Raw genomic sequence first — 20047 nt, 5'->3', positions numbered from 1 at the left:
CCCCCCCCCCCCCCCCCCGGCGGCGGGCTCAGAGGTTGACGGTGGTGTTCTCACCGGGGTGAGCGGGCTCCTTGCTCACCATGCCCTTGATGACCTCCACGGCGGTGGCCGGCAGTCCCGGGGAATCCCAGTACTCGCCCGTGTCCGGATCCACCTTGAGCAGGACGATGTCCGAGTCCTCGGGCTGGGACTCGCCGAAGAACGCCGCCGTGGTCTTGGACCAGTACTTCTTCTTGCGTTCGATGTCCCTGACCACGGTCGCGGTTCCGCTGATGGAGGCCCAGAAGCCCTTCTCCGCCACGGTCACGTTGACCGGCTGATCGGCGCTCGCCTCCTCGACCTTCGGGGTGGTGATGCGGGTGATGAACCAGATGGTGTGGTCTTCTTCGATCTCCTGGATGGCCATCGGCCGGCTGACAATGTGCCCGCCGGCATCAGTGGTGGCCAGCATGGCCACGCCCGCCTTCTCGGTCTTCTCCAACAGGGTCTTCACGGGATCGTGCTCAGCCATGATTCCTCCTCGGTTGCGGGGATCCGACTGGTCTATGGACCATCGGGTGGGTTCGGCCAGTCCAACACAGATGGCGCGGAGCGCAACAGGGGTGCGGGCTGGCCGGGCCTCATGCACGGGAAGCTCCCAGCCGGAAACCGTTCTCAGCTCCCAGGGTGACCCGTACGGTGGGGCCTATGACTTCCGAACCACTGTCGCCTCTGCAGCTGTCCCTTCCGGCCGGAGACGGGCGCCGTGTGCTGGTCACCGGCGCCACGGGCTACGTGGGCGGCCGGCTGATCCCCGAGCTGCTGGCCTCCGGCTTCGCGGTGCGGGCCACGGCCCGGAATGTGGAGAATCTGTCCCAGCGGCCGTGGGCCGAGTCGGTGGAGACGGCCCAGGCAGACCTGCAGGACGGAGAGCAGGTCCGGGCGGCGATGCAGGACGTGCACACGGTGCTGTACCTGGTGCACTCCATGGGTTCTGGCCCGGACTTCATGGAACGAGAGGCGGCGATGGCGCGCACCGTGGCGCAGGCCGCCGCCGAGGCCGGCGTCCGCCAGATCGTCTTCCTGGGCGGACTGCACCCGGACAAGCCGCTGGAGGAACTCTCGGACCACATGCGTTCCCGCGAACAGGTGTCCCGCATCCTGCTCGCCGGCGAGGTCCCCACGCTGGTGTTCGAGGCGGGGGTGATCATCGGCTCGGGCTCGGTGTCCTTCGAGATGATCCGCCACCTGGCTGAACGGCTGCCGGTGATGCCCGGGCCCAGCTGGCTGTCCAACAGCATCGAGCCGATCGCCATCAGGGACGTTCTCTACTACTTGGCCCACGCCTGCGCGCTGCCGGAAGTGGTCAACCGCACCTTCGACATCGGTTGCGGGAGGGCGCAGTCCTTCGCGACCATGCTGACGGAGTATGCGGACGTGGCCGGGCTCTCCCCCCGCAAGGTCTATGCCCTGCCGATCCCGGCTCAGCGGCTCTCCGGATTCTGGATCGGCGTCGTCACACCGATCCCCAGGGGCATCGCCATGCCGTTGTCCGCCTCGATGGCCGAAGACGCCGTGAGCGAGGAACATGACATCGCCGCACTGATCCCCGATCCGCCCGAGGGGCTGACGGACTTCCGTGAGGCCTGCCGGCGGGCGATCGAACGCCAGCGCACCGGAACCGTGGACCAGACCTGGGACGACGACGTCCTGGCCACGATGGCGCTCGATCCGGCCGAGCCGCTGCCCTCGGACCCGGACTGGGCGGGCAACACCGTCTTCACCGATGTCCGGGAACGCGACGGCGACGCCCCACCCGAGGCGGTCTGGCAGGTGGTGGAGTCCATCGGTGGCCAGAACGGCTGGTACTCCGCACCGGCGCTGTGGCGGATCCGCGGGCTGATGGACCAGGTGATGGGCGGCTACGGGTTGGCTCGGGGCCGGAGAGACGCCCGCCGGCTGCGCGTCAACGACTACGTCGACTGGTGGCGCGTGGAGAAGGTCGAGCCCGGTCGTTCGGTCACGCTGCGGGCCGAGATGCGGGCCGGTGGCCGGGCCTGGCTGCAGTTCAGCGTGGAGGGGCGCGACGGCGGCGGGTCACGTCTGCGTCAGCGTGCGGTCTTCTTCCCCTCCGGGCTGGCCGGCCGGGCCTACTGGCGGGCCATCCAGCCCTTCCATGCCCTCGTCTTCCCGACGATGGCCAAGAACATCATGGCCGCGGGCCCGCGTCGAGCCCGGCCCGGCGATCGGTGACGGCTCAGCGCTTGAGGGGCGAGCGGTCACCCTCTTCCAGCTTCAGCGCCACTCCGAGGGCGAAGAACGTCGGTGTCCATTCGCCGACGAACAGGCCCCAGCGGTCTGACTGCGACTTCGAATCGTCCTTCTTGCCCCGGGAGACGGCCCAGGACAGGAACGTCAGCCCGATGGAGGCGAAGCCGGCGGTGTAGAGATGATCGGACTTGATGCCCATGTCGGACAGCTTCTTCAGCATGGTTTTCCTTCCCTTGGAACGGAGTCCGAACTGGATGGCTGCGGCGTGGAAACCGCGTGGGTCGAGGTCATGGTGGGTCCGGACGCCGACATTCGATCATGGCCGGGAGTGGAATTGCTAGCCTTGCTAGCGAGTTGCGTTGACAGGGATGGCGGGTGGCGTACCGGGCCCGATGGCTCATCGTGGCAGCGGCCATCCGGACCGGTCAGCGGTCTGACGCGTCGTCTCCGGCCTCCGGGTCGAGGCATGCGGCTATCGAATCAAGGAAATCCGTCACGGCCTGGCGGGACTCTTCGGGGACGCTGAGTGCCGCCTCCAGCATTCGCTGGTGCATATCCGTCAGCCACTCACGGATCTCCGCATGGGCGTGGTCGGTGGCCGTCACGATCACGGAGCGCCGGTCGTCGGGGTGCGGATGGCGTTGGACGTGACCGGACTCGGTGAGCCGGTTGAGCAGCTTGGCCGTGGACGCCGACGAGATGTCCAGATGGGTCGCCAGGTCCCTGGCCGTCACCGCTTCCTCCGCGGCGTGGTGGGCGATGATGTGCCTCAATGCCTCGACGTCCGTGGCATTGAGGTCCATGTCAGCACTCATGCGCCGCCGCATGCGCTGATCAGCTCGCCGGAAGCGGCGCAATGCGTGGAGCAGGCCGATGGTGGGATCGGAGTCTTCGTACCAATAGGGTGTCGAGGAGACGCCGCGTCCCGGTGGATTGTCCATGGTGGTCAATGCTAATGTCGAGGTCACTAGACAGGCTAGCTAGATTGTCGAGTAAGTTGTGTGATCGCATGAGGGAGAAGCCAGTGAGCACCGTTCCGGAAGACCACGTGGTGCTCGTGGACGATCACGGCAACGCCCAGGGCCTGGCACCCCGGGCCACGGTCCACACCACGGACACCCCACTGCATCTGGCCTTCTCCTGTTACGTCTTCCGGCCGAACGGGGACCTGCTCCTCACCCGCCGTGCCCTGGCCAAGGTCGCCTGGCCCGGGGTCTGGACCAACTCCTTCTGTGGCCACCCGAGGCTCGACGAGTCGTATGAACAGACCATCGACCGGTATGCCGCCCATGAGCTCGGCCTGCAGGTCAAATGGCTCCACTGCGCCCTCCCGGATTTCCGCTACCGGGCCGTGGACGCCTCCGGGATCGTCGAGAACGAGATCTGCCCCGTCTACGTGGCCACGGCCCTCGGCGACCCTGTGCCGAATCCCGGCGAGGTCATGGATTACCGCTGGGTCCCGGCCGACGAGGTCGACGCTCTGGTCCGGGCCGCCCCGTGGGCCGTGAGCCCCTGGATGGCCGAACAGCTCCCCGGTGTGCTCGCCCACCGGACGCATCCGGCCGCGACCGAGGGAGAGAAGGCATGAAGGAGACTCCCGACGGGGTCACAGAGGAGCTGGACCGGCTGTTGGTCTCCGGACTGGACCGCTCCGCCCGACTGGGGCAGGACCACCGCGATCTCTGGGAGGCCCTCTCCCTCGCCTCCGGCGGGGGCAAGAGGTTCCGCCCGGGATTGGCGGTCGCCACGCACGACGCCCTCGGCGGGACCTCGGCCGAGTCTGTGGCCCGCGTGGGCGCCGCACTGGAACTGCTGCACACGGCCTTTGTGGTGCATGACGACGTGATCGACGGCGACGATGTGCGCCGGGGGCGTCCCAACGTCTCCGGGACCTTTGCCGCCGCTGCCCGGGCAGAGGGAGCCGACCAATCCACAGCCCGTCACTACGGTGAGGCCGCCGGGATCCTGGCCGGAGATCTGGCCCTGGTCTCCGCAGTCCGGCTGGTCGCCCGGTGCCAGGCGCCGGCTCCCCTCGTGGACGAGCTGCTGGACCTGCTCGAGGACACGGTGCATGCCACCGCCACCGGTGAGTTGGCGGACGTGCGGCTCGGCCTGCACCTGAGCGGACGCCCGGTCACCCTGGACGAGGCCCTGCGAGTGGCCGAACAGAAGACCGCCGTCTACTCCTTCCAGCTCCCGCTCCAAGCGGGGGCCATCCTCGCCGGCGCCCCCGCGGACGTGACCGCGGCCCTGGCCCGCCTAGGCCGGCTGGTGGGCATCGGTTTTCAGCTGCTGGACGACCTGCTCGGTGTGTTCGGCAACGAGACCCGCACCGGCAAGAGCGCCCTGACCGATCTGCGCGAGGGCAAGCACACCGCGTTGCTGGCCCATGCCCGCACCACCCCCGCCTGGCCCGACCTGCAGTGCCTGGTCGGAGACCCGGGACTGAACCACCACGACGCCGGCCGCGCGCGTGCCCTGCTCGAAGGCTGCGGCGCCCGAGCCACCGTCCAGGAGTTGGCCGATCGCCATCTCGAAGAGGCACTCGCCGCCGCCGCACGGGAGCCGATTCCGGGTGCTTTGGCCCGAGTCCTGACCGATCTGGTGGGCGACATCCGGGATACCGCTGTCCTGGCCCTCGATGATCCACAGGCCGGCACGAATGCGGACACCTCGACCGCACCGATGACAGAGCCGGCACGGTTCGCTGACGCATCCCGCGCGGGGGCCCGATGAACGCACCGACCGCCGCCAACCGCTATGACCGGGTGGCCCAGGCCAGTGCCGCCGAGGTGATCAGCGGGTACTCGACGTCCTTCGGCTGGGCCTCGCGACTGCTCGCCGAACCCGTGCGCTCGGATGTGCGCAGCATCTACGCCCTGGTGCGGGTGGCCGATGAGATCGTGGACGATCCGGATCCGGTCCTCACACCGGCCCTGCGGGCCGCCCAATTGGACGGACTCGAGGCCGAGACGATGAAGGCCCTGGAATGCGCCCGCAGCACGAATCTGGTGGTCCATGCGTTCGCGAGTGTGGCCCGGCGGTGCGGCATCGGCACCGGACTCGTGCAGCCGTTCTTCGCCTCCATGCGAGCGGACCTGAGCCAGAGTTCACATGACAGCCAGAGCCTGTCCGAATACGTCTACGGTTCGGCGGAGGTGGTGGGGCTGATGTGCCTGAAGGTCTTCACCGCCGGGGACCCCGGATCCTTCGAACGCCTCGCCCCAGCCGCCCGCAGCCTCGGTGCGGCCTTCCAGAAGGTCAACTTCCTCCGGGACCTCGCTGATGATCATGACCTGTTGGGCCGCACCTATTTCCCGGGACTCGACCCGGCGACGTTCAGCGACACCCATCGGGATGCGCTGCTGGATGACATCGACGCGGACCTGGCCGTGGCCGCCACGGCGATCCACCGTTTGCCGTCCAGCAGCCGGCGCGCGGTCCACGCCGCCCACGGACTGTTCGCCGCCTTGTCCCGGCGCCTGCGGCAGACCCCGGCCGCGCAGATCCGCCAGGCGCGGGTGCGCGTCCCGGACACCGAGAAGGCCCTCATCCTGCTCCGGGCCCTGACCGGACGAGCCGCATGAGCGCCGGACACCGCTCGAGAACGACGGCGGCGCACGACGCAGGCGCCGGGGCGCCCCGTCTCGACGGCGAGAGTCCGGCCCGACCGGACGGTGAGGATCTGCCCCGCCCCGACGGCGAGGCTGCGGCCCGCCCGGAAGGGAAGACGGTGGTGGTGATCGGTGGCGGCATCGCCGGGCTCGCCTCCGCCGCGCTGCTGGCCCGCGAGGGGTACACCGTGGACCTCGTCGAAGCACGGGAGTCCTTCGGTGGCCGTGCCGGCAGCTGGGAGCACGAGGGCTTCCGGTTCGACACGGGGCCGTCCTGGTACCTGATGCCGGACGTCTTCGACCACTTCTTCCGGCTCCTCGGCACCACCGCCGAGGCAGAACTCGACCTGCGCCAGCTCGACCCCGCCTACCGGGTCTTCTTCGAGGGGTTCGAAGGACCCGGGGGACCCGAGGGAGATGAGGGTGGCCGTCCCGAACCCCTCGACATCGCCGCGGACCGGGACACCAACATCGCCCGGTTCGAGGCGGTCCAACCGGGTGCCGGCCGAGCCCTGGCGCGCTACCTCGACTCGGCGCAGCGCACGTATGACATGGCCATCGAGCGCTTCCTGTACACCTCCTTCACGTCCATCCGGCCATTCCTCTCCCGGGGCGTGGCGTACCAGGCCCACCGGCTCGGCCCGCTGCTGCTGCAGTCCTTGGAAAGGTTCGTGGCCCGCCGCTTCACGGATCCGCGGATCCGTCAGGTCCTGGGCTACCCCGCGGTCTTCCTGGGGTCCTCTCCGGACCGCACTCCCGGGATGTACCACCTGATGAGCGCCCTGGATCTGACCGGAGGGGTGCTGTACCCGCAAGGCGGCTTCGCCCACCTCATGGACGTCATGGTCCGGCTGGCCCGTGAGTCCGGCGTGCGAATGCATGCCGGCACCGCCGCCACGGCCATCCTGACGGAGTCTGAAGACCGCGACCGCGGCGAGCATCATCAGGCTCGTTCCCGCGGTTTCCGCCGCGCCCGCGGCCGCCGCCTGCCGGCCCGCGCCACCGGCGTCCGGGTCCGCGGACGGGACGGGGAGGAGCGGGAGCTGCCGGCCGGCGTCGTGGTCTCCGCCGCGGACCTCCACCACACCGAGACGACCCTGCTGCCGCGCCCGCTGCAGACGTTCCCCGAGGAATGGTGGCGCCGGCGCACCAGCGGGCCGGGCGGCGTCCTGGTGATGCTGGGGGTGCGCGGTACGCTGCCGGAGATGCCGCATCACAGCCTGTTCTTCACGCGGGACTGGAAGGCCAACTTCTCCGCGATTGCCGCCGGGACCGTGCCGGATCCGGCGTCCGTGTACGTGTGCAAGCCCTCGGCCACGGACCCGGGGGTGGCCCCGGACGGGCACGAGAACCTCTTCGTGCTGATCCCGATGCCCGCCGATTCGGGCCTGGGCCGGGGCGGTCTGGACGGCAACGGTGATCCGACGATCGAGTCCATCGCGGACGCCGCCCTCGAGCAGGTGGCCCGCTGGGCCGGCGTCCCGGACCTCACTGAACGGATCGTGGTCCGCCGCACCGTGGGGCCCACCGACTTCGCCGAGGATCTGGGCGCCTGGCGCGGCGGCATCCTGGGTCCGGCCCACACGCTGGCCCAGAGCGCCTTCTTCCGGGCCGGCAATGTCTCCCGGCGCGTGGAGGGGCTCTACTACGCCGGCTCCAGCACCATCCCCGGCATCGGCCTGCCGATGTGCCTGATCAGCGCCGAGATCCTGCTCAAGCGACTGCGGGGGGACCACTCCGCCGCCCCGCTGACCACCCCGGGGCGGCCATGACGGAGTTCCTGTACCTCGCCGCCCTGCTCGTCTCGACCGGCTGCATGGCGCTGCTGGACCGCCGCTTCCGGCTCGTGCTCTGGCGCGCGCCGCGGGCCGGGACGATCACCGTGGCCATCGGCATCGCGTTCTTCCTCGCCTGGGACCTGGCGGCGATCGCCTCCGAGCACTATGCCGCCGGCCAGAGCGAGGGCATGACGGGCATCATGCTCGCCCCCGAGCTGCCGCTGGAGGAGATCGTCTTCATCACCTTCCTCTCCTACCTCACCCTGGTGCTGCGCGGGTTGATCTTCCTCGTGCTGCGCCGGACCGGCCGTGGTGGGCTGACAGGCTCCACCGGAACCGCCCTGCCCGACGCCGGCCGTCCAGCCCCGCGCCCGGCCGCCGGCCGGGAGGTGGCGCAGTGAGTTACCTTGCGCTCGCCGGACTCTTCCTGCTGTTCCCGGTGGCCGTGGCCGCCTACGCCGCGTGGCGCCGTCGACTGGGGCGGCGGTGGTGGGCCGCCACCGTGCTGACCATCGCGATCCTCGTGGTGCTGACGGTGGTGTTCGACAACCTGATGATCGCCGCCGACCTGTTCCGGTACAACGAGGAGCTGCTCACCGGCTGGCGGGTGGGACTGGCCCCGGTCGAGGACCTGGTCTGGCCGGTGGCGGCGGGACTGTTGCTGCCCGCGGTGAGCGCCCTGCTGCCCGACTCGGGACGGGAGGTGGAGGCATGACGGCCACGGCCACCGCCCCGGAGGCGGCCCGCCAGCTGTTCGGGTCCTCCCGCCCGATCAGCTGGGTCAACACCGCCTATCCGTTCGCCGCGGCGTACCTGATGGCCGGCGGCGGCTTCACCCTGGAGCTGATCGTCGGCACCCTGTTCTTCCTGTTCCCGTACAACCTGCTGATGTACGGGATCAACGACGTGTTCGACTACGAGTCCGACTTGCGCAACCCGCGCAAGGGCGGGGTGGAGGGCATCGTCCTCTCCGACCGGTGGCACCGGATGACCCTGTGGTCCGCCGGGCTCCTCTCGCTGCCTTTCGTGGTGTACCTGCTGCTGGCCGGCACGCTCGTGTCCGGCGTGGTGCTCGCGGTGGTGCTGGCCGCCGTCGTGGGATATTCGGCCCCACGGATCCGGCTGAAGGAACGGCCGCTGCTCGACTCCATGACCTCGTCCACGCACTTCGTGGGCCCCGCGGCCTTCGGGCTGGCTCTGGCCGAGGCCCCGCCGACCCTGGCCGTGGTGGCCTCCATGGTCGCGTTCTTCTTCTGGGGCATGGCCTCGCAGGCCTTCGGTGCGGCACAGGATGTCACCGCGGACCGGGAGGCCGGCATCGGCTCCATCGCCACGGCACTTGGAGCCCGCGGAGCCGTCCGCACGGCCATCGTCCTCTACGCCGCCGCCGGACTCGTGATGCTGCTGGCCGGCTGGCCCGGTGCCCTCGCCGGGGTGCTGGTGCTGCCGTACCTCGTCAGCATCCTGCCGTTCCGGTCCCTGCCGGATGAGCGCTGCGAGGAGGCGAACCGGGGCTGGCGCCGGTTCCTGTGGCTCAACATGGTGACCGGATTCCTGGTGACCCTGCTGCTGATCTGGATCGCCCGTGGCGGCTGAGGCGAACGCCAGCCGCGCGGCGCGCCTGTGGCAGGAGGCCGTGAGGACGCTGCGGGTGGACGGGCCGCTGCCCGCCCGCCTGATCGCCGACGCCGCCGCCCTGCTCACGCTCCTCAGCCTGATCCTCGGGCTGTGGGACAGCGGGGTGGCCGTGGCCCTGTACTCCCTGGTGCTCCTGGGCCAGACCGTGGTCCGCCTGGCTCCGTTGCGGACACCCGTGCAGGCCGGAACCGCCGTCATCCTGCTGGCCGCCGCCTGGGCCGCCATGCTGGACGCCTACCACCTGATCCCGTGGCTCGACCTGGTGGTGCACGTGGTGGCCACCGGCCTCCTGGCCGCCATCGGTGCCGGCGCGCTGCTGCGCAGCGGCTGGCTGCAGACCAGCCGGACGGCCACCCGTGCCGGCCAGACACTGCTCACCGCCGGACTGGGCGCGCTGCTGGCCGTGCTCTGGGAGATCGGGGAATGGTTCGGCCACACTCTGCTCGATCCGGCCATCCAAGTCGGCTATGGGGACACGGTGGGTGACCTGGCCGCCGGGGTGCTCGGTGCGTTGCTGGCGGGGCTGATGCTGGACCGGCTCGTGAAGGACGGGCCGTGGCCCTGAGTCCTGAGACGCACGATTCAGTACCAGTACCGGTACCAGCAGCGACGCGAGAGCCGGTGAGCGTGGTGATCCCGGCCCGGGACGACGCCGTCCTGCTGGACCGGTGCCTGCGTGCCCTGGCCCAGCAGACCGTGGCGCCGGCCGAGGTGATCGTGGTGGACAACGCCTCCCAGGACGCCACGGCTGCCGTGGCCGCAGCCCACGGGGCGCGCGTGCTGACGGAACCGACGGTCGGCATCTGGGCCGCGGCCGCCACCGGCTACGACGCCGCCGGCGCCCCGATCATCGCCCGCCTCGACGCCGACTCACTGCCCGGCCCCGACTGGGTGGAGCAGATCACCGGTGCGCTGGCGAGACATCCGGAGGCCGCCGCGGTCACCGGCTGGGGCCGGTTCGTGGACCTGCCCCGGCTGGTCGGGATCCCTGCGGTGGCGGTGTATCTCGGCGCCTACTACGCCCTCGGGTATGCGGCGACCGCCCGGGCGCCGCTGTGGGGTTCGAACATGGCCATCCGCCGTTCCGTCTGGCGGGAGGTGCGGGGGCGGGTGCACCGCACCGAGCGGGAGGTGCATGACGACATGGATCTGGCCTTGGCCTTGGGCCCCCACCACATCGTGGCCACCGTGCCCCGCATCGAGGTGGGGGTCTCGGCCCGCTCGCTGCGCGGGATAGCCCAGCTCGGCCGCCGCTTCCAGCGTGCCCTGCGGACCTTGTCCCTGAATTGGTCTCGGATGCCCCCGTGGAAGCGGTGGGCAGCCCGGCTCCGGCCCCCTTCCACGAAGTCAGCGCGTTAGCCCGGTCGCTCCCAGGACTCCAGAGGACCCGGAACCACCTCGAACAACGGATGGACCTGCGGTGCGCTGACACCGGCCAGCCCCGCCAACCGCTCCGGGGTGCGCTGGCCGATCTTGGCCATCAGGTGCTGCCACTCGTAGGCGAGCTGGCCGTCCGTCACCGGGATCCGGATGACCGGCGGCTGGAGGGCGGCGGCGGAATCGTCCGCCGCCAGGCCGTGGCCGGCGTCGAGATGATCCGACGCCGGATGGCCGGGTCGGTCGATCCGCGTCAGATCGAAGGTGTAGCCACGTTCGGTGGCCTCCTCGGCCGTCACCAGGAGGAAGGCACCGATCGCGGCGGCGGGGTCCGGGTGCGAACGGAACCTCACCAGCTGCGGGTGTGAACGATAGCCCTTGGTGCGTCCGGCCAGCACGGCCTGCGCGAGCAGCGCCTCACGCCACCCGCCGGTGAGGCCCTGGCGGTCCAGGTATTGAGGGTGCAGGCTCCACAGTCGCATGCCTCCATCATCCCGCAGCCCATGGTCCGCATCCGATCGCACCACCCGACCACACGCTCGAGCACCGATTCGTGAGGTCGCGCCAGGTCACCCGGCCGACCCAGCCTTTTACCTCGATGATCAACATGGTTACGCTCGACGTACGTGCACAAGGATCACCCCCCCACTCGAGGAGAGACCCATGGGTGCCACCGCCCCCCGTACTTCCGGACTCGCCGTTCCCCTGCTGGTTTTGATCAGCGGCATCGTGGCCACCGCCGGCGCATTCCTGGGCAGCGGGGTGATCGGCGGGACCCCCGTCGCCGAAGCGGCCGGTGGGTGGCTGAACGAGGACTCCACGCCGCTGGCGCCGGCCTCCGGTGCCTTCCGCATCTGGTCCGTGATCTACCTGGGGCTGCTGGCCTATTCGGTCTGGCAGCTCCTGCCCGCCCAGCGCCGGTCCGGCCGTCAACGTCTGCTGCGCCCGTGGGCCGTGGCGGCGATGCTGCTCTATGCCGCCTGGATCTGGGTGGTGCAGTTCGGCTGGCTGATCCTGAGCCTGGTCGTCATCGTGGCCCTGCTCGCGGTGCTCGGCCGCATCCTGATGCTGCTGGTCCGTAGCGGGCCGGAGGGCCGGGCGGATGCCCTGATCACGGACGGGACGTTCGGTCTGTACCTCGGCTGGGTCACCATCGCCACCGTCGCCAACACTTCCGCCGTGCTGGGTGCTGGCGGCTTCGACGGCTTCGGGCTGCCGGTCACGGTGCTGTCCTCGGTGGTGCTGGCCGTCGCCGCGGTCATCGGCGTGGCTACGGCCTGGCGCAGCGGGAGGATCGCCCCCGCCCTGGCGCTGGCCTGGGGGCTCGCCTGGATCACCGTGGGCCGCCTGGACGGCGGACTGGAATCGACGGGCACCGCGGTCGCAGCGGGAATCGCGGCGGCCGTGGTGCTGGTAGCGGCAGTGGTTGTCCGAGCCCGCGCAGCTCGTCGGATGAACGCGGGGGACGGCCGCTGAGATCCGGTCAGGATTCGCGCGATGCCGACTCGTCCAACCGCTTCAACCGGTCCGCCGCCCGTTCCAATCGCTGTTCGACGTCCATGTCCCACCAGGGATCGGCGCGTTCCCCCAGCCCCTCCTTGGCCAACTGGACCCGATCGCGGGCGGCGCGCCGGCCGGCGTCGGAGGATGCGGCACGTACCGCCGCACGGGCCTGGCCCAGATGAGAGCGCAGGGCTGCCGCCGTCTTTTCCGGCAACTCCGGATCCATGGCCCGCCATCGGCGTCCCTGGACCACGATGTACCGTCCGTCCTCCGTGCGCTCCATGGGCCCGAGCCTACGTCGAGAGCCGGCCCCCGTCAGCCACGGCTCGGCCGGGGATGTTTCACAGAAACGAGCGCACGACTCAGCCCTGGAGACACAGAGCGCGTCGCGATTCACCGGGCACCGGGGGCAGTCTGCGGGTTCGTCAGAGGTCTACCATGGCGCCATCACCACCGGAGGAGAGCAACATGACCGAACCATCCGCGCCGGCCGGTGAGCCGGCTGCCACCCACGGCAAGACCCCGAAGAAGGCGGCACTCGCCGCCTGGATCGGCTCCGCTCTCGAGTACTACGACTTCGCCGTCTACGGCACGGCCGCGGCCCTGGTGCTGAACCACTTGTTCTTCCCGGAGGACGCTTCCCCGGGCGTCGCGATTCTGTTGTCCATGGGCACCGTAGGGGTGGCCTACGTGGTGCGGCCCCTGGGCGCGCTGGTCATGGGGCCGCTCGGGGACCGGATGGGCCGGAAGTTCGTGCTGATGCTGACCCTGTTCATGATGGGCGGGGCCACCTTCCTCGTCGGCTGCCTGCCGACCTATGAGCAGGCCGGGCTGTGGGCCCCGGCCCTGCTGGTGCTCTGCCGGGTCATCCAGGGCATCTCCGCCTCCGGAGAACAGGCCAGCGCCATCTCCGTGTCCCTGGAGCACTCTGACGAGCACCGCCGGGCCTTCACCACCAGCTGGACGCTGCAGGGCACCCAGTTCGGCACGCTGCTCGCCACCGCCGTCTTCATCCCCTTCACCACCCTGCTCACCGAGGAGCAGCTGTTCTCCTGGGGGTGGCGCGTCCCGTTCTGGCTCTCGGCCGTGGTGGTGGTCGTCGCCTGGGTGATCCGCCGTCGGCTGGAGGAACCACCGGCGTTCGAGGAGTCCAAGTCCCACCTGCCGGAGGAGAAGCCGGCGACCCCGCTGAGCCTGATGGTCACGTTCCACAAGGCGGCCGTGGCCCGGATCGCCTGCGCGGCCATGATCAACACCGTCAACGTGGTGTTCCTCGTCTGGTCGCTCTCCTTCGCCACCTCGGTGGTGGGCCTGGACCGCTCCACCATGCTGACCGTGGCCGTGGTGGCCAATGCCGTGGCCCTGGCGGCCATCCCGCTGGGGGCACTGCTGGCAGACAGGATCGGCCGGAAACCGGTCTTCATCGCCGGTGTGGTGGGACCCGCGGTGATGATGTACCCCTACCTGGGGGCCGTCGCGGCGGGGGACTGGACCCTGATCTTCGTCTACGGCGCCATCCTCTCCGGCTGCCTGTACTCGCTCGCGAACGGCATCTGGCCCTCGTTCTACGCCGAGATGTTCCCCACCCGGGTCCGCGTCACGGGTCTGGCCATGGGTACCCAGATCGGCTTCGCCGTCTCCGGTGGCCTCACCCCGATCGTCGCCTCGGCCGTGGCCGGCGCCCAGGGCACCAACTGGCTCGCGGTGTCCCTGGTGGTGAGCGGGGCCTGCCTGATCTCCGTGGTGGCAGCGCTGACGGCCAAGGAGACCAAGGACAAGACCCTGGCGGACATCGACGAGTTGCACACCACGCGCACGGAGGCCGCGGAGCTGGCCAGGCTGGACCGCACGGCCCCGTAGCCCGGTCTCGGGCGTACAGTGAGAGCAAACGCGAAACGAGGCGAACCGGGACCCCTCCGCACTCGAGTGGAGGCGGCGTTGCGGAGTCGCAACGTTCGCAAGACGGGCACCAACCGAACGGCGGCGAGAGATCAGATGACACCGGACCACTCACCCGGCGAGTTGATGACGGTCTTCGCCGGACTTCACGGGATGCTGCTCACGGAGCAGGACGCCACGGCCGCGGTGCGGCAGCTGGCCCGTGCGGCCCACCAGATGGTCCCGACGGCGGCCGGCGCGGGGATCTCCCTGATGGACGACGACGGCACCCGGGTCACGGCGGCCGCCACCGATGACCTCGTGGAGAACGCCGACGCGGTTCAGTACTCGTTGGGGCAGGGACCCTGCATCAGTGCCTGGGCGACGGGCGACATCCAGCGGGTGGACGACACCACCCAGGACACGCGGTGGGCGCCGTGGCAGGAGGCGGCGGCGGCCGCCGGCATCCGCTCCGTCCTCAGCGTCCCCCTGCACCATCGGGACCGCAACCTCGGCGCGCTCAAGGCCTATGCCGCCGCTCCGGGCGCGTTCGGGGACGCCGAGACCCGATCACTCCAGCTGCTGGCGGACGTGATCGCCGTCCTCATGGGTACCGCGCAGCCGGCCGATGCGCCGACCCGGCTGAGTGCCGCACTGAAGGCGGCCCTGCAATCGAGGGAGACGATCGCCCTGGCCAGCGGTGTCCTGATGTCCCGCGACGGACTCAGTGGTGCGGACGCGCGGCTGACGCTGTTGGAACGGGCCCGCTCCGGGAGCAGAACGATGCTCGAGATCGCCACCGAAGTGCTGGACGGGGAGGACCACCGCCGGGAAGACCGGGCACGGTGACGGGGATGGGCGCTGAGGACGAGGCCGTGGGTTACGAGCAGGCGCGGCGGTTGCTGGACACGGCGAACGCGGCGGGTATCGACCGACGGGAGCTGTGGCTGCACTATTTCAGCATCGGCGGGGACGTGAGCGAGTTCGAGCTGGACGCCTACCTGCACCACTCCATGCAGTTGCCCCGATTGCAGCGGGACCTGCTCGCCCACGCCGCGAACGAGCTCCTGGCCGAACGGAAGCCCTCCGAAGCGCCCTACGCCTCGGACCTGCAGGAGACCGCGGACTCGGCCGCAGCAGAGGATGAGGACGCCACGGGCCGCAGCTCCATCCGTGATTCGGACGTCATGGATCACGAGGAGGCCGAACGGCCGGACGAGGAGGACTGAAGATGGCCGGGCAGATCCTGGGCGGCGGGGCTTTCGTGTCCGGTGTCACAGATGACGTGCTTCAGGTCACATACTTGGTACACTAAACGTCACCCTTCGTGTTAACGGTCAAGCAGCGGCCGCGAACTCTTCGAACGACTCTCGAGGAGGCCGTCGTGCCCATCCCTGTTCCACTGACCACCGCCCCGCGCGTCCCCTGCCGGGGGACAACTGCACTCGACTCGCCCGCCCGGCCCCCCGGGTTGCGGGTGCTCAGGGCTGCGTCCAGCCAGCGGAGGACGTGACGATGGGCATCGCCGGAGAGGTCTCCGTCCGCGGAGCGTGGGCCGATACCGCCAGGGTGGACCGGATGATCCAAGCCCTGAACGCGCCGGGGGGCGCCGAGGGGGACGCGGGCTGGCCAGCGGAGCCCGGCATCTGTGACTGGGGCTGGGTGGCGGTGGGCCACCGCCCGCCCGGGACCGGAGAGCCGTCAGGGGCCTCTGCGCAGTCGATGCTCGATGAGCGGCTGGGCTGGTGCCTGGTGTTCGACGGTCGGCTGGAAAACGGACCGGACCTACGGGAGGGCCTGGAGGAGTGCTTCCCGTTCCGTTCGGGCTCGGACGCCGAGGTGGTGCTCGCGGCCTACCACCGGTGGGGTGAGCACTTCGTGGACCACCTGCAGGGTGTCTTCGCCCTGGCCCTGGTGGATGCACCCCGTGAGAAGGTACTGCTGGCCCGGGACCGGCAGGGGGCCAGGCCGCTGTACCTGTGGACCGGAGCCGGACGGCTGCGTTTCGCCTCCACCCTGCCTGGCCTGCTGGCGGCGGAGGGGACGGACACCGTGGTCGACCGGGCCACGGCGGCACCTGCTCTGGACCACCGCGGCATGGCTGCGGCCCCGCAGGTGATGCTCTCCGGTGCCACGTTGCTGCCGGCCGCCACCCTCCGCGTGCTTGAGGCCCGCGGCCGCGCGCGGGACCGGGCCTTGCTCGACGATGAGGCCGTGCCGCGGCTCGGAAGCGTCGGCAGGAGTTGAGCCGGCACCGCCGTGCCGCGAGGACGATCACAGGAAGGACCCCCGCATGCGCACCTTTGGGGTAGAAGAAGAGTTGTTGCTGGTGGATGCCACCACCCTGGAGCCGTTGCCGGCCGGGGAATGGGCCGTGGACCTCCACGGCGGGGGGCCGTCTGTCAGTGGCCATCAGGTGGCCGTGGAACTGCAGCAGGAGCAGATCGAGGTCAACAGCCCACCGCAGACCACCGTGGCCGGCCAGCTGGAGGCCATCCGCACCGGGCGCGCCCTGGCCGAGCAGGCCGCCCTCCGGGTGGGAGGACGGGTGGCGGCGCTGCCCACGGCACCGGGCCGGCTCAGCCCCCACCCGGTGCCGGATGCGCGCTACCGGAGGATCGGCGAGCGGTTCGGCATCACCGCCGCGGAGCAGCTGTTGAACGGCTTCCACATCCATGTGGGCGTGGAGTCCCGCCAGGAGGCGGTCAGCGTGCTGGACCGCATCCGCGTCTGGCTGCCGACCCTGCTGGCCCTGAGCGCGAACTCCCCGTTCTGGTCCGGCCGGGACACCGGCTATGCGTCCTACCGCTATCAGGCCTGGTCGAGGTGGCCGACGGCCGGGCCCACGGAGATCTTCCGCTCGACCGCGGCCTACGACCGCCACCGGACCCGGTTGCTGGAGACCGGAGTCCCCCTGGACAGCGGCATGCTCTACTACGACGCGCGGCTCTGTGAGCACCAGCCGACGCTGGAGGTGCGGATCGCGGACGTCTGCCTGGATGCCGCCGATGCCGCGGCCCTGGCGGCACTGGTCCGGGCCCTGGTGGAGACCTCGTCACGGAACGCGCGGCAACCGGTTCCCGGGGTGCCCGCCTCGCTGCTGAGGACCTGGACCTGGTTGGCCAGCCGGTCCGGCGTGGAGGGCCAGCTGATCGACCCGTCTACGGGGACGCCCGCCCCGGCCGGGGACGTCGTCTTCCAGCTGCTCGACCACATCCGCCCGGTGCTGACCGAGTACGGCGACGAGGCCACGGTCGAATCCACCATGGCGGACATCCTCCGGCGGGGGACCGGCGCCCAGCGCCAGCGGCAGGCTTATGAGACTCGTCAGGAGGCGCGCGACGTCGTCGCCGATGCCCTCAAGGCCACCCATGCCGGCTGCGCCACCGCTGAGAGGGACGGGTCCGTAGAGCCGGACGGCACCCCCACGGGCGCCGTTGAGAGTGCGGCGGACGAGGAGGGCTTGTCACCACTCAGCGGTGCCGGCTAGGCCGCCACCGCGATCAACGAGGATGGCCACGACTCCAGGAACGCTAGCGGGGCCGTGGTCAGTCGCTCTTGGAGACCAAGCGCATGGCCTCGGTCTCGCCTTCACGCCACAGACTCACGCCCCGGGCTTCGGGAAGGCTGGACGAGCGGAACACAGGGTCGAGCCCCAGGGCTCGTTGCCGTTGGTAGTCCTGGAGCATCTTCACGGCCAAGCCGCCCAGCGGGATGATCGCGATCAGGTTGATGGTGGCCATGAAGCCCATGAAGAGGTCCGCCACATTCCAGATCAGGGCGACCGAACCCAAGGCACCGCCGAAGACGCACAGCACCACCAGGAGTCGGTAGGCGAGGATCCAGGGACGGGCGCGCTCGCCGGCCAGGTACTCGATGTTGGACTGCCCGTAGAAGTAGTTGCCGAGGATCGACGACCAGGCCAGGAAGAAGATCATCACCGTCAGGAGCGGGCCGACCCACCCACCCAGCTGGGCTTCCAGCGCAGACTGCGTCAAGGAGACGCCTTCCACGTTGTCCGACCCGAAGCTCGGGTTGGACAACAGGATGATGAAGGCTGTGGCCGAGCAGACGATGATCGTGTCGAAGTACACGCCGAGTGACTGGGTCAGGCCCTGCTTCACCGGGTGGGAGACCGCTGCGGTGGCGGCCGCATTGGGCACCGAGCCCATCCCGGCCTCATTCGAGAACAGCCCGCGGCGCATGCCCTGCATCAGGGCGGCGCCGACGGCGGCACCCGTCACCTGTTCGAACCCGAGGGCATGGCCGACAATGAGGGCGATCATGGCGGGGACCTCGGTGATGTTGATCAGCACCACGACGAGGGCGATCACGATGTAGCTGACCGCCATGACGGGCACGATCACATTGGTCACCGAGGAGAGCCGGCGGATGCCACCGAAGATGACGGCGGCGGTCAGGACGGCGACGACGGCTCCGGTCACCACGGCGACCGTGGTGGATTCACCCACATTGGCCTGCACGGAGTCGCTGATGGAATTCGACTGGACGGCATTGAACACGAAACCGTAGGTGACGGTGATGATGACGGCGAACAACGTGGCCAGCCAGGGCTGACGCAGTGCGTAGCGGATGTAGTACGCCGGCCCGCCCACGAAGCCGTCCTTGCCGCGCACCTTGTAGAGCTGGGCCAGGGACGATTCCACGAAGGCGGTGGCCCCGCCCATCAGGGCCAGGATCCACATCCAGAACACGGCTCCGGGGCCACCGACGCTGATCGCCAACGCGACGCCGGCGATGTTGCCGGTTCCGACCCGGGAGGCCGCGGACACCGTGAACGCACGGAAGGCCGAGACGCCCTGCTCGGCGTCGTCTCCGCCGGGCCGTTCCACCACCGTGCGGAACATCTCCGGCAGGAAGCGGATCTGGACGGCGAAGGTCCGGATGGAGAAGTAGATGCCGGCGATGACGAGGAGCGCGATGACCAGATACCAGTAGCGGTCATTGAACCAGAGGACGTGGCCGGCGAGGGTGTCCAGGAAGTTCTGCATGGGTCATGGTAGTCACAGCTCAGTGCTCCGGAGCGAGGTGACCGGGCACCACCGGCGTCGTCAGGGGCTCATGAAGGTCTCGGCGCCCTCCCGCCCGAGCAGCCGGTCCGAGGTCGCGAAGGTGTGGTGGAGCACCAGGGGTGCCAGCTCGGGCTGGTGCCGTTCGATGATCTTTCGGACGGCGTTCTCCGCGGAGGGCCCCAGGCCGTCGTAGAACAGGGCGGTGGCCGTGGCGGCGCGCCGCAGCGGCGGTTCCTCGGGCAGCAGGGCGTTGGGAAGCCGGGGGTCCTGGTGGACGAGCGGCCGCCATTCGGAGAGGACCTCCGTGCGCAGTCGCAGGGCCTCCACGCCGGTGGGCCACTGGTCTCCGAGGTCGCGGGCCCGGCCCTCCCACCGCAGGGCGAAGGACAGGTACTCCTCGTCCAGGGCGTCCGCGTCGAAGGCCCGCCGCAGTTCCAGGGGGGAGACGAAGTCCGGCAGCCGGGCCCCCTCGAAGAAGGAGACGAGGGACAGCACGGGTTCATCGCCCTGCTTCAGGTGGGCGAACGCCTCCTCGGCGTGGCTGCCGGGCTTGATCCACACCCCGTCATTGAGGTGCCCGAACCGGAGCTGGCGCAGGGTGTCCCGCACGGCCCGGCGCAGGGGGGCCGCGGTCTCCGGCACCCGGTAGGTGATGATCGTCCACGTCCCGTCCCAGGGGCGCTCGTGGTGGGCCTGGAAGATCCGCTCGACGCGCTGCGCCTGTGTCTTCCGGCTGCCGGCGTGGACGGAGTAGGAGGTGCGCCGCCCGTCCTTGTGGGCCGCGAGGAATCCCCGTTGCGCCAGCCGCTGGATGGCGGCCCGGGCGCTGGAGGGCGTGATCTCGAGGGCCCCGAGCAACTCCACCAGGGCGCTGGAGGGCAGGGGTTCGCCGCGGCCGAACCAGTAGTCGCCGAGCAGCACCGTGAGCAAGCGCTGTGGTGCCACTCCGGATTGGTAGCGGGGGAGGCTCCCGCGG

23 protein-coding genes are annotated in these 20047 nt (G+C 70.1%); 16 read left to right on the top strand and 7 right to left on the bottom strand.

Annotated elements, in window-relative coordinates; translation table 11 throughout:
* Positions 1-28: 28 nt before the first annotated feature.
* Positions 29-511, bottom strand: coding sequence for a pyridoxamine 5'-phosphate oxidase family protein (locus RUH65_RS05580; protein ID WP_313816276.1), 483 nt, complete (start codon positions 509-511; stop codon positions 29-31).
* Between the two features lie 176 nt (positions 512-687).
* Here RUH65_RS05580 and RUH65_RS05575 point away from each other — a divergent pair, with 176 nt between their 5' ends.
* The gene (locus RUH65_RS05575) at positions 688-2232 is read left to right on the top strand and encodes an SDR family oxidoreductase (protein WP_313816275.1); all 1545 of its coding nucleotides are present in this window, start codon (positions 688-690) and stop codon (positions 2230-2232) included.
* 4 nt (positions 2233-2236) lie between these two features.
* Here RUH65_RS05575 and RUH65_RS05570 read toward each other — a convergent pair whose 3' ends face one another.
* Both RUH65_RS05570 and RUH65_RS05565 read right to left on the bottom strand, forming a co-directional pair.
* Entirely contained in the window at positions 2237-2470 is a 234-nt protein-coding gene (locus RUH65_RS05570) for a hypothetical protein (protein ID WP_188804313.1), read from the bottom strand.
* 205 nt (positions 2471-2675) lie between these two features.
* Entirely contained in the window at positions 2676-3191 is a 516-nt protein-coding gene (locus tag RUH65_RS05565; RefSeq protein WP_313816271.1) for a MarR family winged helix-turn-helix transcriptional regulator, read from the bottom strand.
* Positions 3192-3259: 68 nt separating this feature from the next.
* Between RUH65_RS05565 and idi the strand changes: the two genes are divergently transcribed.
* The 9 genes from idi to RUH65_RS05520 are packed head-to-tail and all read left to right on the top strand — an operon-like array spanning position 3260 to position 10639.
* A complete protein-coding gene (gene idi / locus RUH65_RS05560; RefSeq protein ID WP_396179663.1) occupies positions 3260-3838 on the top strand; it encodes an isopentenyl-diphosphate Delta-isomerase in 579 nt (192 codons plus the stop codon).
* Positions 3835-4986: a polyprenyl synthetase family protein gene (locus tag RUH65_RS05555; RefSeq protein ID WP_313816268.1), complete on the top strand. Its 1152-nt coding sequence runs from the start codon at positions 3835-3837 to the stop codon at positions 4984-4986. The genes idi and RUH65_RS05555 overlap by 4 nt, the downstream gene beginning before the upstream one ends.
* Positions 4983-5837 carry a squalene/phytoene synthase family protein gene (locus RUH65_RS05550; protein ID WP_313816267.1) on the top strand — a complete coding sequence of 285 codons (855 nt, stop codon included), beginning with the start codon at positions 4983-4985 and terminating at the stop codon, positions 5835-5837. The genes RUH65_RS05555 and RUH65_RS05550 overlap by 4 nt, the downstream gene beginning before the upstream one ends.
* Positions 5834-7636: a phytoene desaturase family protein gene (gene crtI / locus RUH65_RS05545; protein WP_313816266.1), complete on the top strand. Its 1803-nt coding sequence runs from the start codon at positions 5834-5836 to the stop codon at positions 7634-7636. The genes RUH65_RS05550 and crtI overlap by 4 nt, the downstream gene beginning before the upstream one ends.
* A complete protein-coding gene (locus RUH65_RS05540; protein ID WP_313816265.1) occupies positions 7633-8043 on the top strand; it encodes a lycopene cyclase domain-containing protein in 411 nt (136 codons plus the stop codon). The genes crtI and RUH65_RS05540 overlap by 4 nt, the downstream gene beginning before the upstream one ends.
* Positions 8040-8357: a lycopene cyclase domain-containing protein gene (locus RUH65_RS05535; RefSeq protein ID WP_313816263.1), complete on the top strand. Its 318-nt coding sequence runs from the start codon at positions 8040-8042 to the stop codon at positions 8355-8357. The genes RUH65_RS05540 and RUH65_RS05535 overlap by 4 nt, the downstream gene beginning before the upstream one ends.
* Positions 8354-9238: a prenyltransferase gene (locus tag RUH65_RS05530; RefSeq protein WP_313816262.1), complete on the top strand. Its 885-nt coding sequence runs from the start codon at positions 8354-8356 to the stop codon at positions 9236-9238. Before RUH65_RS05535 ends, RUH65_RS05530 begins: the two co-directional genes overlap by 4 nt.
* Positions 9228-9845 carry a hypothetical protein gene (locus tag RUH65_RS05525; protein WP_313816261.1) on the top strand — a complete coding sequence of 206 codons (618 nt, stop codon included), beginning with the start codon at positions 9228-9230 and terminating at the stop codon, positions 9843-9845. Before RUH65_RS05530 ends, RUH65_RS05525 begins: the two co-directional genes overlap by 11 nt.
* A gap of 56 nt (positions 9846-9901) precedes the next feature.
* On the top strand, positions 9902-10639 hold the full coding sequence (locus RUH65_RS05520) for a glycosyltransferase family 2 protein (RefSeq protein ID WP_313816260.1): 738 nt from the start codon (positions 9902-9904) through the stop codon (positions 10637-10639).
* Here the strand turns inward: RUH65_RS05520 and RUH65_RS05515 are convergent.
* Complete coding sequence (locus RUH65_RS05515) at positions 10636-11139, bottom strand: pyrimidine dimer DNA glycosylase/endonuclease V (protein WP_313816259.1); 504 nt, start codon at positions 11137-11139, stop codon at positions 10636-10638. The two genes, RUH65_RS05520 and RUH65_RS05515, sit on opposite strands and share 4 nt — an antisense overlap.
* 181 nt (positions 11140-11320) lie before the next feature.
* Here RUH65_RS05515 and RUH65_RS05510 point away from each other — a divergent pair, with 181 nt between their 5' ends.
* A complete protein-coding gene (locus RUH65_RS05510) occupies positions 11321-12133 on the top strand; it encodes a tryptophan-rich sensory protein (protein WP_313816258.1) in 813 nt (270 codons plus the stop codon).
* 7 nt (positions 12134-12140) lie between these two features.
* On the opposite strand, the gene RUH65_RS05505 is transcribed toward RUH65_RS05510, so the two are convergent.
* The gene (locus tag RUH65_RS05505) at positions 12141-12443 is read right to left on the bottom strand and encodes a biopolymer transporter Tol (protein WP_313816257.1); all 303 of its coding nucleotides are present in this window, start codon (positions 12441-12443) and stop codon (positions 12141-12143) included.
* Positions 12444-12628: 185 nt separating this feature from the next.
* Here RUH65_RS05505 and RUH65_RS05500 point away from each other — a divergent pair, with 185 nt between their 5' ends.
* The 5 genes from RUH65_RS05500 (at position 12629) to RUH65_RS05480 (ending at position 17528) form a co-directional block, all read left to right on the top strand.
* Positions 12629-14020 (top strand): MFS transporter, encoded by a 1392-nt coding sequence (locus tag RUH65_RS05500; RefSeq protein WP_313816256.1) that lies wholly within the window; start codon positions 12629-12631, stop codon positions 14018-14020.
* Positions 14021-14155: 135 nt separating this feature from the next.
* Positions 14156-14887: a GAF and ANTAR domain-containing protein gene (locus tag RUH65_RS05495; protein ID WP_313816254.1), complete on the top strand. Its 732-nt coding sequence runs from the start codon at positions 14156-14158 to the stop codon at positions 14885-14887.
* A 5-nt stretch (positions 14888-14892) separates the two neighbouring features.
* A complete protein-coding gene (locus RUH65_RS05490) occupies positions 14893-15267 on the top strand; it encodes a hypothetical protein (RefSeq protein WP_313816253.1) in 375 nt (124 codons plus the stop codon).
* A gap of 286 nt (positions 15268-15553) precedes the next feature.
* Positions 15554-16285 (top strand): hypothetical protein, encoded by a 732-nt coding sequence (locus RUH65_RS05485; RefSeq protein ID WP_313816252.1) that lies wholly within the window; start codon positions 15554-15556, stop codon positions 16283-16285.
* Between the two features lie 46 nt (positions 16286-16331).
* Positions 16332-17528: a glutamate--cysteine ligase gene (locus RUH65_RS05480; RefSeq protein WP_313816251.1), complete on the top strand. Its 1197-nt coding sequence runs from the start codon at positions 16332-16334 to the stop codon at positions 17526-17528.
* 58 nt (positions 17529-17586) lie between these two features.
* Here RUH65_RS05480 and RUH65_RS05475 read toward each other — a convergent pair whose 3' ends face one another.
* Together RUH65_RS05475 and RUH65_RS05470 are read right to left on the bottom strand one after the other, a co-directional pair.
* Complete coding sequence (locus RUH65_RS05475; protein WP_313816250.1) at positions 17587-19050, bottom strand: alanine/glycine:cation symporter family protein; 1464 nt, start codon at positions 19048-19050, stop codon at positions 17587-17589.
* Between the two features lie 60 nt (positions 19051-19110).
* Positions 19111-20016, bottom strand: a complete 906-nt coding sequence (locus tag RUH65_RS05470) for a PaaX family transcriptional regulator C-terminal domain-containing protein (protein WP_313816249.1) — start codon at positions 20014-20016, stop codon at positions 19111-19113.
* Positions 20017-20047: the final 31 nt, after the last annotated feature.

The organism is Citricoccus sp. (assembly GCF_032154715.1).
GTDB lineage: Bacteria > Actinomycetota > Actinomycetes > Actinomycetales > Micrococcaceae > Citricoccus.
The sequence above is the reverse complement of the archived record's forward strand: the minus strand, read 5'-3'. Positions and strand labels throughout refer to the sequence as shown.